Source organism: Georgenia sp. H159, from assembly GCF_035607575.1.
GTDB lineage: Bacteria > Actinomycetota > Actinomycetes > Actinomycetales > Actinomycetaceae > Oceanitalea.
This window is the reverse complement of the sequence record NZ_JAYDZY010000001.1, coordinates 868,911-884,901: the sequence shown is the minus strand read 5'-3', so window position 1 is coordinate 884,901 and position 15,991 is coordinate 868,911. Positions and strand designations below refer to the sequence as shown.

Below are 15,991 nucleotides of genomic sequence, written 5' to 3'. Positions count from 1 at the left end.
AGGCACTCACGGGAGACCACATCACCCGCCAGCTCACGCCCATCGAAGTACTCCGCAGCCCACTCACCCGGAGCACACGCCGGTGTGGCGGGCGGAACCTCGACGGTCACCTGGGCGGCCGCGGGGGTTGAGCCCCCTGCGCCGACGGCAACGACGAGGTAGTGGTACGTCGTTCCAGGCTCCACATCGCTGTCGACAAGGGCTGTCGTCGTGATGAGCGTCGAACCGTTGATCGGTTCGTTAGTGGCCTGCGCCGGAGCGCCGATGCCGCGGTACACGTTGTAGCCATCGGCACCCGCGGACGCGTCCCAGGTCAGCGAGATCGTACCGTCGGACTGCACGGTGCCGGTGACACCGACGGGGGCGGCCGGTGCCTGCGGCTCGTCGGCCGGCACGGCGACCTCGACCACGGAGGCCGAGGAGTCCCCTGTCTCGTTCACGGCGACGACGGCGTAGAAGTAGGTCGTCCCCGCCTCGACGGTCTCGTCGACGTAGGTCGCCTCGGTGACCGTGGCGAGGGGGTCACCGTCGGTGACGGTGCCCTCGTCCGCGGAACGGTAGACGTCGTAGCTCGTCGCGCCCTCGGACGCGGTCCAGGAGAGCTCGACCCCGGTGCCGGTGGCCGCTCCGGCCAGATCGGCCGGCGCAGCGGGTGCGGTCGGGGCCGCCGGGATCTCCACGGAGACCGACTCGGACGCCGGCGACGGGCCGCTGCCGTTCGTGGCGACCACCGCGTAGACGTAGGTCTCGCCGGCCTCGACGGACTCGTCGAGGTACTCGGTGCCGGTCACCGGCTCGGCGTTGATCGGGGTCGCCGTGGCGAGCGCCTCGGCATCCGCCGCGCGCAGCACGTCGTAGCCGTCCGCGCCCTCACTGGCCGTCCACTCGACGAGAACACCAGTGCCGTCGACGACGGCGGCGGCGACGTCGGTGGGTGCCGCGGGAACCGCGACCACCTCGTCCTCGGCGTAGATCTCGACGTACGCGAGCTTGGTGTTCTCCCCGCCCACCTGGTCGATGGTGAGCACGCCGTCGGTCACCTCAACGGTGCCGACCGCTTCGTCGAACTGGCGTGCGGAGCTCCCGACGAACCCGTCGACGATGGGTGTGCCCTCGGCGCGGACGACGTGGGTGCTGTCAACGTTCGCCCCGTCACCGACCGCTGCAACCACCGTGTAGGTGCCGTTGGCCAGCTCGTACTCCCAGACAACCTCCTCGATGGTGCCGTTCGGGATGTCCATGTGGGTGATCGTCGCCAGACGCAGGTCGGACGTGATGCCTGCTCCGGTGCGCAGACGAGCATTGCCCGTGTTGTCGAGGGGTGCGCCGTCATCGGCTGCGATCCAGCCGAAACCGCGCTCCGCTGCGTAGGCGAGACCCGTGTCAGCGGTGTAGCCGGCCGGCGGTTCGATCTCGTCGGTCTGGAAGTTGATCTTGGCGACCGGCTCACCGTCGACGGCGGGGACCGTCGCCTCGACCTCGGCGGGCGCCGAAGGGTTACCAGTGTCGTCGACGGCGACGACGGCGTAGTGGTAGGTCTGGCCGATGAAGCCGGTGGTGTCGGTGAACTCCGGCGTGGTGAGGCTGGCGGCACCGCTCAGGCCGTTGCCGCTGGTCGCGACCGGGCTCGACGTGCCGCGGTAGACGCGGTAGCCCGCGACGTCGGACGACACGTCCGAGGCGTCCCAGGTCAGGTCGACCGCCGAGGGGCTGCCCACTGCCTGCAGGCCGGTGGGCGCCTCAGGGGGCGTCGTGTCGAACTCGCTCACCTCGAAGTTCTCGAAGGAGTAGCTCAGCGGCGCCGAGACGGTCATGTTGCGCTTCGTGGTGAAGAGCCCACCGAAGGACGTGACGTCCGGAATCGGCGTGCTACTCGCAAGGAGGCTGCCGTCGACGAGGGAGTCCGGTAGCGGCAGCGTGCCCACCGACTGGATCTCCCCGTCGCCGACCTGGTAGGAGCCGGTGATCGTCTGCGCGACGCTGTTGATGTCGAGGGAGAGAGTCACGGGGCCCGCGCCGAGCGCTGCCTGGGTCGTGTTCACAGTGCGCTGCTCAGCCGTGGGGCTGGGGACCGCGCCGTTCATCTCTCGGGAAAGCTGAACCTGCCGGGGCGAGGTGTTGGTGGCGCTGCCGCTGCCGATGACAGCAAGCTTGACGTAGTTGTCGTCGTCGGCGCCGAACCACAGGCCGCCCTGGGCGAAGCCGAACGCGCCCGCGGGGCTGTCGAAGGTTGTCGTCAGGTGCAGGCCACCGTCGGCGGCGTCCAGGCCGACGCCGAGGGTGTTGTCCTGCTTGTTGACGTCGCCGGTCGCAAGACCGGCCTTCGCGTGCGCGATCCCGGGAGTCGGGGTGATCGTGAGTGCGCCGTCGGCGACGGTGAGGTTCTCCGGCACGTAGTAGGTCGCGTCAGCGCTCGAGGGCTGCACCATGGTGAAGCCGGTGTCGACGTCGCCGGCGGCGTGGAGCCCGCCCTGCGTGCCGTCGAAGTCGAGCGCGAGCGTGTTGCCCGGAGCCGCGATCGCAGCCGGCTCGAGGGGCGAGTACGGGGACGTCGCCCACGCGGTGGTGTCTGCGGGGACCTCGTCGAGCGGCATGGCGAGGGCGGACATCGCCCCCGCGGACGTGGTCAGCACCATCGCCAGAGCGGCCGTCGACGCGACCATCCCGTTCCTGCGGCGGATGCTCCGCTGCTTCCGTGATGTTTCAGCTCGGGGGGACATCAACGTTCCTCTCAACTCGCGGCGTTCGTGATGACCGCGAGCAGAGCGCGGCGTGCCCCACTCGAGGCGCGGGATGGTGAAGGGCTGCCGTCATGGCTGCGGCGAAGGCGCGCAGGACCACGTGGCGTGGAGGTGGCGTGCATAGCGGGTCCGTCTCTTTGTCCTGGAGGGGTGCCGGACCGCTTCGCCGCCCGGCTGCGCAGCGTCTTTGCGACGCATCACAAGACAAACATCGCCATCGTCGTCACCAACCTGTGACCCGAGATGAGCCGGGATGGAGCGCTGCACGCACGTGGGGTGAGACGGCGATCACCCTCGGGTGACCAAGGGTGAAATTGGCGAAACGGTGGCGAACCACTCTCGGTAGGCGCCCCAGGAAACGTGGGAGCGAGCGTTCAGCCGATCTCGCCGGACAACCAGTTGCCGGGTGCACTGACGTCTGCGTAAGGTTCGCAACGCCTCTGGCGTGCTTTCGAGAATCGCCGGCAGACGACATACGGCGGTGAACCCGGTGACCGGAATGGCCCGGGACGCGTCCAGGGCCGGAATCACGACGGTTCGGCCCACTGGCTCCACCCTCCGACCTGGCCGGTTGCGAGGACGACAGCAGGGTGACCCTGGGAGCGACGCAGGGTGACCGGCCGTGGGCTCACGGGGGTGAGCCGGGGTGAGGTGCCGCTGTCACGAGCCGCGCACGTGGTGCTCGACCCGAGAATGCGGCGTTACAGCGCAGATCAGGCCGACGTCCACGAACAGTCCTAGGGAAGGGTTCACCTCCACTTCTCAGCGGCCTCGGGCGACGCGTTGGTCCCCGTCGTGCCTCGCGCGACCCGATCCGCGCACCACGTCTCACCCTCGACGAGGACGTGCCACGGAGCGGCGGGTGCTCCATACCGGCTACCGCCCGCGGGCTCCGTACGCCCGGACCTTATGCTCCAGTCGGCGGGGCCTCCGGGCACAGATCCTCGCCACTCAGGCGCCGGAGCCAACGGAGGGAGGTTCGCTGTGACTCGCAAAACCCTGACTCGTCGAAGCCTCATAGTGCTGTCGGCCTGCGCCGCCTGGTACGCCGACCGGACAAAGCGGAATGACGTCGAACGGCTCGGCATCGGCGATGTACTGGGCCGTGACCCGCTGGACACCGACGTCGCAGGGATCGCGGACTACCTTTCCGGGAAGCGGATTCTCGTCACCGGCGCGGGCGGTTCGATCGGCTCGGAGGTGGCCCGCCAGGTGAACCGCTTCGCGCCGGCCGAGCTCGTCCTCCTGGACCGTGACGAGTCAGCACTCCACGGAGTTCAGCTGTCCTTGTACGGGACCGCCCTGCTGGATACTCCCGACATCGTTCTGGCGTGCATCCGGGACAAGGAGGCGTTGCGTCAAGTCTTCGAGCGGCATCGCCCCCAGGTCGTCTTTCACGCGGCCGCGCTCAAGCATCTCCCCCTCCTCGAGCAGTACCCCGACGAGGGGTGGAAGACCAACGTCATCGGGACGCACAACCTCCTCGAGCTCTCCGCCGAGTGGGGCGTCGAGAAGTTCGTCAACGTCTCGACCGACAAGGCTGCCAACCCCACGAGCGTTCTCGGCAAGACCAAGAGACTGGGCGAGCAGCTCACGGCCTGGTACGGCGACAACGCCACAGGGACGTACCTGTCCGTACGTTTCGGGAACGTCCTTGGCTCCCGCGGCTCCGTGCTCCACACATTCCGCCAGCAGATCGCGCGGGGTGGACCCGTCACCGTGACCCATCCAGAGGTCACCCGGTACTTCATGACGATTCCGGAGGCGTGCGAGCTCGTCATCCAGGCAGGCGCCATCGGGAGCGACAGAGAGGTCCTCGTCCTCGACATGGGCGAGCCGGTGCGGATCCTCTCGGTGGCTCGTCGGCTCATCGCACGCTCCGGACGGGACATCGACGTCATCTTCACCGGGCTGCGCCCCAACGAAAAGTTGCACGAAGAGCTGTTCACCGCCGATGAGCAGGGCGTCCGCACGCACCATCCCCTGATCTCCCATGTCATCGTGCCCTCGTTCGAACCGCAGGAGCTTGAGCGACTGCTACGTTCGGGCGAGGTGTCACATCACGACGTCCGGCCGCATCGTCGCGAGCCGGCCTTCCAGATGGAAGAAACTCTATGATCACCGCACCAGCACTAGTCTCGGCGAGGTTCGCGCCCCGCGCCGCAGCGGGGAGCGCTACGCGAACAGCCTGCCTCGTCATCACCCAGTGGTACCCGCCGGAGCCCGCGAGGACTGGACAGAGAATCGCGCACTCGCTGCGGGACTCCGGCCTTGGTGTCGAGGTTCTCACCGGCATGCCGCACTACCCCGTGGGTCGCGTGATGACCGGGTACCGGGCCAGCCGGCCGACCCGCGAGGTGCGCGACGGCATTTCCATTCTCCGCACCCCGGAGTACCCGAACCACTCCACCTCGGTGCTCGGACGGATGGCTAACTACCTGAGCTGGGCAGTTTCCTCCGCCCTGCTCGGCCAGCGGGCCCTGCGGTCCGCTGACGTGGCGCTTGTCTACTCGTCGCCCGCGACTGCTGGCCTACCGGCACTCGTCGGCCGATTCCTCCACGGCACGCCGTACGTCCTGCTCATCCAGGATCTCTGGCCCGACTCCGTGTTCGCGACCGGCTACGGCAACGCCCTCATCACGCGTGCCAGGGGCTTGCTCGACCTCATGTGCCGGGCGCTCTACCGGCACGCGTCACACATCTGTGTGATCTCGCCCGGCATGGTTGACGTGCTCGTCGACCGCGGCGTTCCACGCGACAAGCTCACCCTCGTCTACAACTGGCAGGACGAAGCCGATGCGCCGGCCCCCCTACGCTCCGACGACGACCACACAGGGCCGGTCCGCGTGCTCTACGCCGGCAACCACGGTCCGGCGCAGGGCCTCGAGTCCCTGATCCGCGCCGCTGCGGCCTGCCCTACCGTGGAGCTGAGCCTCATCGGTGACGGAACGGACAAGCCACGGCTCCGCGAGCTGGCGCAGGCGATCGACGCAACCAACGTCCACTTCCTCGGCCGGGTGGACAAGGAGCAGCTTGACGACCTTCAACGGCGGTTCGACGTCCAGGTTGCGTCCCTCGGGACGGATCCCCTCTTCTCCTACACGATGCCGAGCAAGGTCCAAGGGATCCTCGTCGCTGGCATGCCGCTCCTGGCGATCGCGTCCGGAGACGTCGCGCGCGTTGCTGAGGAGTCCGGCAGCGGCTGGGCGGCACCTCCCGGGGATGTCGCCGCGATACAGGAGGCGCTGGAACGCGTCGGCGCAACGTCGAGAGCAGAGCTGGCACAGCGTGGAGCCAAGGCTCGCCAGCACTACGACGAGCACATGGGCCGGGAGCGCAACCTCGCTCGCCTTCGCGAGGTTCTCGAGTCGGCCCGTCACAACCGGCGAGGAGTGCGACGATGACGGGGCTCAGCGGTTCCACGGTGGTCATCACCGGCGGGACAGGATCGTTCGGCTCGACGATGGTCAAGGACCTGCTGGGGAAGGACGTCGCCACGATCCACGTGCTCAGCCGCGACGAGGCGAAGCAGGACGACATGCGCCGCCGCATCGACGACCCTCGACTCCGGTTCTTCCTCGGCGATGTCCGTGACTCCCAGAGCGTCGAGCGCGCGATGACCGGAGCGGACTTCGTCTTCCACGCCGCCGCACTGAAGCAGGTGCCTTCGTGTGAGTTCTTCCCGGAGCAGGCCGTGAAGACCAACGTCCAGGGCAGCTACAACGTGATCGAGGCAGCGGCCCGAGCAGGCGCCCGCTCCGTCGTGTGCCTGAGCACGGACAAGGCCGTGTACCCGGTCAATGCCATGGGCATGTCCAAGGCGCTCATGGAGAAGACGGCGCAGGCGTTCGCCCGCAACAACCCGAAGTCGCGGACCGTCGTCTCGGTCACTCGGTACGGGAACGTCATGTACTCCCGGGGATCGGTCATCCCGCTCTTCGTCCAGCAGGCACGGGAGGGCCGTGCGCTGAGCGTCACCGAACCACGGATGACCCGCTTCCTCATGTCCCTCGACCAGTCGGTCGACCTGGTCCACCACGCGTTCCTCCACGCCGAGCCCGGTGACCTCTTCGTCCGCAAGGCGCCGGCCAGCACCGTCGAGACGATCGCGCGCGCCGCCGCGGCGATCATGGGCAACGACCACCCCGAGCTCCAGATCATCGGCACGCGTCACGGCGAGAAGCTCCACGAGACGCTGCTCACCAGGGAGGAGATCGTTGGCGCTTACGACCAGGGCGAGTACTTCCGGGTCCCGCTGGACGCCCGCTCGCTCAACTACGAGCTCTACTTCGACCAGGGCGAGCGTGCGACCGCTCGGCTCGACGACTACACCTCGGAGAACACCGAGCGACTGTCGCTCGCGCAGACGATCGACCTCATCCGCACTCTCCCGGAGATTCGCGCACTCCTCGGGACTCACGCACTGCCGACGCTCCGGACGGTCGCCGCGAAGGCGCTCGCTTGATGCGGATTGTCGTCACCGGTGCCGACGGCTTCCTCGGCTGGCACACCCGAGCGCGCCTGCGGGCCCGCACGCCACACGCCGTCGTCCCGGTCGGCCGAGCGGGATGGTCGGACCTGCCCGGACTCGTGCGGGACGCCGACGTCATCCTTCACCTCGCCGGGGTCAACCGGGGGACGGACCGCGAGGTGCTGGACGGCAACGTCCGGCTCGCCGAGGACGTCGCTGCCGCGGTCCGTGGTAGCCAGCACCGGCCGGCAATCGTCTTCGCCAACTCCGTCAGGGCTGGCGAGAGCACCTCATACGGCGCAGGCAAGCACGGTGCCGCCGCGATCCTCGCCCAGGCGGCGTCAGACACAGGCTCCCGCTTTGCCGACGTCGCGCTGCCCAACCTCTTCGGAGAGCACGGAAAACCGGCCTACAACTCCTTCGTCGCCACCTTCGTCGCATCGGTCATCCGAGGCGAGACGCCCGACATCGCGGACCGGGAGATCGAGCTTCTCCACGCCCAGGACGCGGCACAGTCGATCATCAACGCTGCGATGGGAACGACCGAGACGGTGCGGCCCCGCGGGACGCTCACCACCGTGGGCGATGTCCTGGGCACACTCCACGCGCAGCACACCCGGTACCGCACCGGGGACATCCCACCGCTCGGCAACCCGCTGGAGACGGACCTCTTCAACACCCTCCGCGCCGCGATGGCCTCCGACAACCTCCCCATCCCGCTGGTGCGACGGGCCGATGCGCGCGGAGCGCTTGTCGAGACCGTCCGCGCGCACGGCAGTGAGGGCCAGAGCTTCTTCTCGACGACGCGCCCGGGGGTGACGCGCGGTCAGCACCTTCACCTCCGTAAGATCGAGCGGTTCGTCGTCGTCTCGGGAAAGGCCCGAATCTCCCTGCGTCGAGTGCTCACCGACAAGGTGCTGCATGTCGATGTGACGGGGGAGGAACCCGTCGCCGTCGACATGCCGACACTGTGGGCGCACAGCATCACCAACACCGGCGACGGTGAGCTCACGACGATCTTCTGGGCGAACGAGCTCTTCGACCCGGACGACCCCGACACCTATCCCGAGGACGTGTGATGGCTGGCCGCCTGAAGATCATGACGGTCGTTGGGACGCGGCCGGAGATCATTCGGCTCTCCCGGGTCATCGCTGCGTTCGAGTCGCACGCGGACCACGTCCTCGTTCACACCGGACAGAACTACGACTACACCCTGAACGGAATCTTCTTCGACGACCTGGGCATCCGGCGGCCCGACCACGTGCTCGACGCGGACACCTCATCCCTGGGAGCGGTCCTCGGAGACGTCCTCCGCGGCACCGAACGGGTGCTCCTCGCGGAGCGTCCCGACGCGATGGTCGTCCTCGGAGACACCAACAGCTGCATCTCTGCGCTGATGGCACGCCGCCTCAAGGTCCCGGTCTACCACCTGGAGGCCGGCAACCGGTCCTTCGACCCGAACGTGCCGGAGGAGATCAACCGTCACGTCGTGGACCACGTGGCCGACTACAACCTCGTGTACACCGAGCACTCGCGCCGCAACCTGCTGGCCGAGGGCCTCCACCCGTCTCGGGTCATGCTCATGGGCTCGCCGATGAGGGAGGTGCTCGAGCACTATGCACAACGGTCCGCCGAGAGCGGCGCCCTCGGGCGTCTAGGCCTTCGCGCCGGCGAGTACGTTCTCGCGAGCGCACACCGCGAGGAGAACGTCGACACGTCGGACCGGCTCCGGGGAGTGCTGGACTCGCTCAGCGCTGTCGGCCGCGCGCTGGACGTCCCGGTCCTCGTCTCGACCCACCCTCGGACCCGGAAGCGCATCGAGGAGCACCGGCTGGAGCTCGGGGAGCACATCCGGCTCCATGAGCCCCTGGGCTTTCATGACTACATCGCGCTCCAGCAGAGCGCCCGCTGCGTCGTCTCGGACTCAGGCACGATCGCCGAGGAGTCGGCGATCCTCGGCTTCCCCGCCGTCACGATCCGTGACGCCATCGAACGTCCCGAGGCTCTCGACACCGGTGCCATCATTGCCACCGGGCTCAACCCCTCCGACGTCGTCGACGCCGTCCAGCTGGTACTCGACCAGTTCGCCGGCGCGGGCCATCCCGCTGCGCCGGCCGAGTACGACGTCGCTGACAGTTCGCGCCGCGTCGTCAACTTCATCCGCTCGACCGTGGCCACGCACCATCAACGGTCAGGCACCCGTCGGTAGGCGCGCGGATGCGGAAACAGGGCGACGTGAGAACCACAGGACGGTCGGGCCACGCACTGACGTCAGCGGCAGCCGTAACGTCCGCGCGCCTCACAGCGCTGGTCGCAGCTGCCGTCCAGCTCCCGATCCTCACCCGCCTGCTCGAACCCGGCGACTACGGCAAGCTCGCCGTCGCGATCGCCGTCGCCACGTACTTCAACGTGTTCACCGACGTCCACACGCTGGCGCTCCAACGGTTCCCGGGTAACCCTGGCGACCGGTCGAACTACGCCTACGCGGCCAAACGGACCTACGGCACCGTCGCCGTCATCGCCGGCGTCCTCATCGTCGGCGGTTACCTGTTCGGCGGCAGCTGGCAGTACGCGCTCGCCATCGCCGGTTGGGGCTTCGGTGTGACGGCGAGCCGGTTCGTTGCCACCGCGTGGCTCGGTTGGCTAAAACCGTGGTCCTATGCCGGCTCACTCACGACGAGCACTGTCGTGCGAACAGCGGTGCTCGTCGCGCTGGTCGCCACGACCGGCGACGCCGACGTGTCTCTGGCGGTGGCCGGCGCGGCCTGCGGTGTCGCTGCACTCCTCACCGGCCCACGGCTCATCCCGCGGCGCACAGCTCCAGGGCAACGCCCATGGCGGTTGGGCTTCGGCATCCAGCTGGCCGTCACCTCAGCCGCTGTCACCCTCATGGGCACCGCGGTGCTCCTCGTTCTGCCCGTCATCGAGGCGCCCGACGCCGTCGGCCGCTTCGCCGCGACGTTCCAGCTGGCCGCTCTCACGAGCGGCTCCGCCCTGGGACTCCTCACCACTGTCGCCTACCCTCGTCTGCGACACGCCTGGGACGCCGGCAGGCAGGAGGACGTCCATACCGCGCTGGTCGACACAGCACTGCTCATCGTCACGACGTGCGCCGCTGTCCTAGCGGTCACGAGTGCCGGCGACTACTGGCTCGCGCGGCTGGCGGTGGCTGAAGGGCTGCGCGACTTCCGGCTGCTGCCCGTGCTGATCGTCGCGACGGCGGTCGCGTCGCTGGCGACCACAACCAGCTGGGAGCATCAGTTCCGGCTCGAGGTCGCCTCGCTCTCCCGCCGCACCCTCGCCGCCGCCGTCGTCGGCACGGCACTCATGGCCTACCTCGCCCTCCAGTTCGGGCTAACGGGAGCGGCTGCCGGCGTGGTGGTGCTCCGCGGAACGTACGCACTTCTCGTCGCCCCCGGCACGAGGCGCCCTCTGCGCGTCGTTGTGACGACCGTCGCTCTGGGAGCCGTCGGCATCGCTGCGCTGGTCGTCGAGCCTTCCTCCTTCGTCGTGACTGCCGTCGGCACCGTCGGCGCCGCGGTCGCTGGAGCGGTGCTGTTGAGGAGGCTCCATGCGCGAAAGGTATGACCTCACATTCTGGCAGAACTCGGCGTCGATCCATCAGGCACCGCTCATGGCCGCGCTGGCTGCCGACGGGCTCCGGGTCAGGGTGGTGGTTCCCAATGCGTCCAACCCCGCACGCCGCATCATGGGCTGGCAGCCACCGGACTACGGCGCCGCAACGATCTGCGTCACGGACGACCTCAGCTCCATCCGGTCCCTGGCCGAGACGGCGAGGTTGGACCACGCGCACGTCTTCACCGGACTCGGGTCGAACCAAGGGGTCAGCACTGCCTTTCGTACGTTGGCATCCGGACCTCGCGGTCACCTCTCGGTCATGACTGAGTCCTGGGACCCCCGCGGTGCCCGGGGCACCTTGCGTCGCGTGCGTTTCACGGGGCGAGCACTGCGGTGGAGGCGGCACGTCGACAGCGTCCTCGCCATGGGTCGGCTTGCGGCGTCCCAGTTCACCTCGGCCGGGATCCCAGCCGAGCGGGTCGCACAGTTCATCTACTCCGTGTCGGAATACGACGGACCGACGGGCCCGGAGGCAACGGACATCCGCGAGGTCGCGTTCGTGGGCAGTCTGGAGGAGCACAAGAACCCGCTCCTCCTTCTCCAGGCGATGTCATCGCTCGACGCCGTCCGCCTCACCCTGGTGGGGTCGGGCAGGCTTCGGAGCGAGGTACTCCAGGCTGCTTCTCAGCTCGGCATGGCTGACTGCGTACGCGTCATCGACCGCCTCGAGAACACCGCCGTCCGCGAGCTGGTCGCCCGATCCGACCTGCTCGTCCTGCCGAGCCGGTACGACGGGTGGGGTGCCGTGACAAATGAGGCCCTCATGGTGGGCACGCCGGCGGTCGTGAGCGACGGCGCCGGCTCCTCCCTGCTCGTCGCGGACTCGGACAGGGGACGGGTCTTCCGCTCCGGGGACGTCTCGTCGCTGACGATGGCAGTCAATGAGGAGCTGACCGTCGAACCGGCGTCCACCGATCGGCGTCGCCGGATCAGGGACTGGTCGCGTGCCAGCATCTCTCCGCAGGCGGTCGCGTCATACTTGCGGCGGTTTCTGCTGGACGGGGTTCGCACGAACCCACCCTGGCTCGTGGACAAGGTGATCGGATGACCAGCTTCTACCCCGTGGTCGCCGTCGTGGCTGCCGCGGTCTGGGCGGCGCTCCTGTTCAACCACCCACGGACCCGGGTGCCGCTGCTGTATGGACTGGGGGCTGTTCTCATCGCATCCTCGGCCGGTGTCCTCGCCGGTCCGTTGACCGGCGTCGCCGCCCGCCCCGCGGGTGTCGCACTTATCGCGCTCGCTGCGCTGACCACACCACTCACAGAGGGGACAGGGTCGCCAAGGCTCGCCGGGCGCTTGGCCCTGTCGATCTGCGCTCCGCTGGCCGTGTACGTGCTCGTCGCGACGGCCCCGCATGGCCAGTGGCCTGAGTTCGCCCTATACCTCGCCGCTCTTGGCCTGCCGGTCATCCTCATCGTCTCCACGGGCGGACACCTCGCACCGCCCGACCTCCAGCGCGGCCTCTTCCTCGGTTTGTCCCTCACCGTCGGCGGCTCCCTCGTCTTCGGTCTCCTGCGCCCGGACCTCGGCATCGAGGGGGAACGGCTGCGCGGGTTGCTCGAGAACGCGAACAGCCTCGGCTTCATCGCCTTCCTGCTCGGTGCGACTGCCATCCTCGTCCCGAGCCGCTGGTCGCGCCCGTGCCTCGCACTATCGGCGATCGCGCTCATCTGGACCGCGAGCCGCGCAAGCGCACTTGCTCTCGTCCTCGTCGGGCTGTTCGAGTTGCTGCGGCGCAAGCGGTACGGCCTGGTGGGAGCGCTGGGCGCCGCAGTCGTGCTCGCCGCGATCCTGCTCACACGGCTTGATGTTCCGGGCGTTCCACTCGAGGGACTGTTGCGAACGACCGATTCGCGGTCGAACTCTCTCGACGCCGCCCTGGACGACTTCCGATCAAGCCCACTGTGGGGGATCGGACTCGGCAACGAGTCCGCGATCATCGCCTCGTCGCCGTTCCGGGCCCTCAGCAACGGTGGCCTCCTCGGATTCCTGTGCGTCGCTCTTCAAGGAGTCCTCATCTTCCGGGCAAGCCTCGTCAACGGACGGGCTACCGTGTTCGCCGCGGCAGCGTTGGTCCACAGTGTCTTCGAGGGGTGGCTGCTCTCTCCGTCCAGCCCCTTCCTCCTCCTCTTCGCAGGAACCTGGCTGCTGATCGCTCGGACTGCACCCGAGCCAACCGGCACCCGCCCGCGGGCCAGTACGCGCGAGCTACGCCGCCCTTCGACCGAGGTCCGGGCGCAGTGAGGGTCGGGATCATCGCTCCGGGATATCCGCCGGCCTACCTGGGGGGTGGCCCCATCCGGACGGTGTATGCCCTCAGCCGGGCTGCGTCGAAGCGGCACGAGGTGCTGGTCCTCACCAGCAACCGCGACCTCGGCCAGCCCACGACGCTGGCGGTGCCGCACGACGAGTGGGCAACGGACGAGTCCGTTGACGTCTACTACGCCACCGTCGGCCGCGGTCGGGCCTACTGGTCAGCCCTGCAAGCACTGAGACGTCGCAAACCCGACGTCGTTTACCTCAACTCGTACTTCAGTCTCACGTTCTCCCTTGTCCCTCGCCTCCTCCATCGCTTGAAGTGGTGGGGCGCGGTTCCCCTTATCGTTGCGCCCCGCGGCGAGCTCAGTCCGGGAGCGCTGCAGTTCAAGGCTCGCAAGAAGCGCATCTTCCTGGCGGTCGCCCGTCTTATGAAGTTCGATGCAGCGACTGTCTGGCATGCCTCAAGCGAGCTGGAGGCGAGCGAGATCCGGCAGGCAATTCCAAGCGCCGGCCTCGTCCTGGTCCGTCCGAACGAGACGGATCTTCCACGTGAAGCGGGCGATCCCGAACCCTCCGTTCACCCGACTCCTCGCTTCACCTTCGTCTCGCGCATCGTGCCGAAGAAGGGGCTCGACGTCGCGCTGCGGGCCCTGGCGGCCGTGGTGGAACCGTTGGACTTCGATGTGTATGGCTCCGAGGAAGATCCCGAGTACGTCGCGATGTGCAGTGCACTCGCCCGACAGTTGCCTGAGCACATCCGCGTCCGCTTTCTCGGGCCTATCCGGCCGGAGGCTGTTCGACCCACGCTGGGCGCGTATGACGCCTTCGTCCTACCAACTCACGGCGAGAACTTCGGGCACGTCATCGCGGAGGCCTTATCCACGTCTTGCCCGGTCCTCACGTCGGCCGCAACCCCGTGGACCGACGTGCTGGATGCAGGGGGCGGGGTCGTCGTCGCTCCATCGACGACCCAAGCCTGGACACGAGCCCTCGACGCCTACGCGCGGCGAGTGCGCGCAGATTCCGGAGCACTACGCACCGCCGCCGGGGCGGCATACGAGGCGTGGCGGGCAGCGCAGGACGGTCCAACCGTGTTCGACCTATACCGGGACCACACCACCCAGCGTCGGAACGCGCGCCGCTAACAAAGATCGACTGCGCGCCGACAGACAGGTCCGAGAATCGTGCAGGCTGTGGGAAGATTCGCCGACGGGCGATCAGGAAGAACTGGGGCAGAGATGTTACTGGCGGACTACTTCAACGCTCTGCGCCGCCGATGGCTCACGGTCGTCGTGATCGCGCTCACCACGATTGCGGCCGGCGCCACCATCACACTGCTCGCCACCCCCCAGTACACGGCGACGACGCAGACCTTCTTCGCGGTTCAGGGCGGTGAGTCCGTCAGCGACCTCGCCCAGGGGTCGACGTTCACCGAGAAACAGATGGCGTCCTACGCACGAATAGCCGAGTCGCCACTCGTTCTCGACCCCATCGCCGAGACGTTGGGAGAAGGAACAGACGCCCGCGACCTCGCCGAATCCATCACGGTCACGGTTGCCGAGGACACGACGATCCTTGTCATCTCCGCAACTGACCCCGCACCGGAAAGGGCTCGCGACATCGCGAATGCCGTCGCCGACGGCCTTGCTGCGTCAGTCGGCGGGCTCTCGCCCGAACGCCCCGACGGCACGGAGTCCGTGCGCGCCACGACGTTCGACGCGGCCGAGGTGCCCGAGTCCCCGTCCTCCCCCAACCTCCTCCTGAACCTTGCGCTCGGCCTGGTGCTCGGCGCCGTGCTCGGTGTGGGTATCGCCCTCCTCCGCGAGGTCCTCGAGACGAAGATCCGCACCGAGGCAGACATCACCGCCGTCACGACCGCGACTCGCCTTGCCACGGTGCCGATGGACGAGTCGGCCAGCGACCACCCCGTCTTCATGCACGACGACTCGATGAGCCATCGCGCGGAGGCGATCCGGCGGCTCCGGACCAACCTTCAGTTCGTCAACCTCGGTGACCGCAGCAGGTCGATCGTCGTCACCTCATCGGTCGCCGGGGAAGGCAAGACGACGACGGCGATCAACCTCGCCGTGTCCCTCGCCGACGCGGGGTCGCGCGTCGTCCTCGTGGATGCCGACCTGCGCCTTCCTAGCGTCGCCGACTACCTCGGGTTCGAAGGTGGCGTCGGTCTCACCACGGTGCTCATCGGGCGCGTCGAGGTGGCCGACGCCGTCCAGCCATGGCGGGACACCCGCCTCGACATCCTCGCTTCCGGAAGCATCCCTCCGAACCCCAGCGAGCTCCTCGGTTCCGACGCGATGTCTCGACTGCTGGCCGAGCTCGCCGCCGCGTACGACGTCATCATCCTCGACAGCCCTCCCCTGCTCCCGGTGACGGACGCCGCGATCCTCAGCCGGATGGCCGACGGCACTCTCGTGGTCGCCGGTGCGGACAGGCTGCACAAGCAGCAGCTCCGCGCGTCGCTCGACGCCCTCGAGACGGTTGACGCACACGTGCTCGGCGTCGTTCTCAACAAGGCTCAGCGCAAGGAACGCGACCGCTACTCCTACGAGTACCGCAGCAGCGACACGTCTGGCCGGTCCCCCGCCCCGTCGCTGGGGAGGCATTCCGTCGGGAGGAGCACACCAACCCCGCCGGCAGGTCGGTCCGACCGGCGGCTTCCAGCCTCCCGTCTGTGACACCGAGTACGCAAAGCGTTACCCGGAGGTGAGTCGGGACGCCAGCCGAGCCGGTCGCTCTTGTGCACGAGCGATCGTCCCGTAGTTCCTGTAACACTGGTCACGGTCGGGCGGCTCGGCAACGCGTGTCGCGTATGCTTTTCCGGGACCTGGTACCACCGCCTTGAGTCCCATGCCGCCAGATG

Annotated in this window: 10 protein-coding genes and 1 pseudogene; 10 read left to right on the top strand and 1 reads right to left on the bottom strand. The window is 68.3% G+C overall.

Features of this window, described 5'->3' with window-relative positions:
* Window positions 1-2,663, bottom strand: a pseudogene (locus VR894_RS04045) (hypothetical protein); the annotation flags it as partial.
* 1,062 nt (window positions 2,664-3,725) lie between these two features.
* On the opposite strand from VR894_RS04045, the gene VR894_RS04040 reads away from it, so the two are divergent.
* The 10 genes from VR894_RS04040 (at window position 3,726) to VR894_RS03995 (ending at window position 15,806) form a co-directional block, all read left to right on the top strand.
* On the top strand, window positions 3,726-4,859 hold the full coding sequence (locus tag VR894_RS04040; protein WP_416380798.1) for a UDP-N-acetylglucosamine 4,6-dehydratase family protein: 1,134 nt from the start codon (window positions 3,726-3,728) through the stop codon (window positions 4,857-4,859).
* Window positions 4,856-6,145 (top strand): glycosyltransferase family 4 protein, encoded by a 1,290-nt coding sequence (locus VR894_RS04035; RefSeq protein WP_324650023.1) that lies wholly within the window; start codon window positions 4,856-4,858, stop codon window positions 6,143-6,145. Before VR894_RS04040 ends, VR894_RS04035 begins: the two co-directional genes overlap by 4 nt.
* Window positions 6,142-7,206, top strand: a complete 1,065-nt coding sequence (locus VR894_RS04030) for a polysaccharide biosynthesis protein (protein WP_324650022.1) — start codon at window positions 6,142-6,144, stop codon at window positions 7,204-7,206. The genes VR894_RS04035 and VR894_RS04030 overlap by 4 nt, the downstream gene beginning before the upstream one ends.
* A complete protein-coding gene (locus VR894_RS04025) occupies window positions 7,206-8,291 on the top strand; it encodes an NAD-dependent epimerase/dehydratase family protein (protein WP_324650021.1) in 1,086 nt (361 codons plus the stop codon). Before VR894_RS04030 ends, VR894_RS04025 begins: the two co-directional genes overlap by 1 nt.
* Window positions 8,291-9,421, top strand: a complete 1,131-nt coding sequence (gene wecB / locus VR894_RS04020) for a non-hydrolyzing UDP-N-acetylglucosamine 2-epimerase (RefSeq protein WP_324650020.1) — start codon at window positions 8,291-8,293, stop codon at window positions 9,419-9,421. Before VR894_RS04025 ends, wecB begins: the two co-directional genes overlap by 1 nt.
* 26 nt (window positions 9,422-9,447) lie before the next feature.
* Entirely contained in the window at window positions 9,448-10,800 is a 1,353-nt protein-coding gene (locus VR894_RS04015) for a lipopolysaccharide biosynthesis protein (protein ID WP_324650019.1), read from the top strand.
* Entirely contained in the window at window positions 10,784-11,899 is a 1,116-nt protein-coding gene (locus tag VR894_RS04010; protein ID WP_324650018.1) for a glycosyltransferase, read from the top strand. Before VR894_RS04015 ends, VR894_RS04010 begins: the two co-directional genes overlap by 17 nt.
* Complete coding sequence (locus VR894_RS04005) at window positions 11,896-13,095, top strand: O-antigen ligase family protein (RefSeq protein ID WP_324650017.1); 1,200 nt, start codon at window positions 11,896-11,898, stop codon at window positions 13,093-13,095. Before VR894_RS04010 ends, VR894_RS04005 begins: the two co-directional genes overlap by 4 nt.
* Entirely contained in the window at window positions 13,092-14,255 is a 1,164-nt protein-coding gene (locus tag VR894_RS04000; RefSeq protein ID WP_324650016.1) for a glycosyltransferase, read from the top strand. The genes VR894_RS04005 and VR894_RS04000 overlap by 4 nt, the downstream gene beginning before the upstream one ends.
* Window positions 14,256-14,348: 93 nt before the next feature.
* A complete protein-coding gene (locus tag VR894_RS03995) occupies window positions 14,349-15,806 on the top strand; it encodes a polysaccharide biosynthesis tyrosine autokinase (RefSeq protein ID WP_324650015.1) in 1,458 nt (485 codons plus the stop codon).
* The last annotated feature ends 185 nt before the right edge of the window (window positions 15,807-15,991 follow it).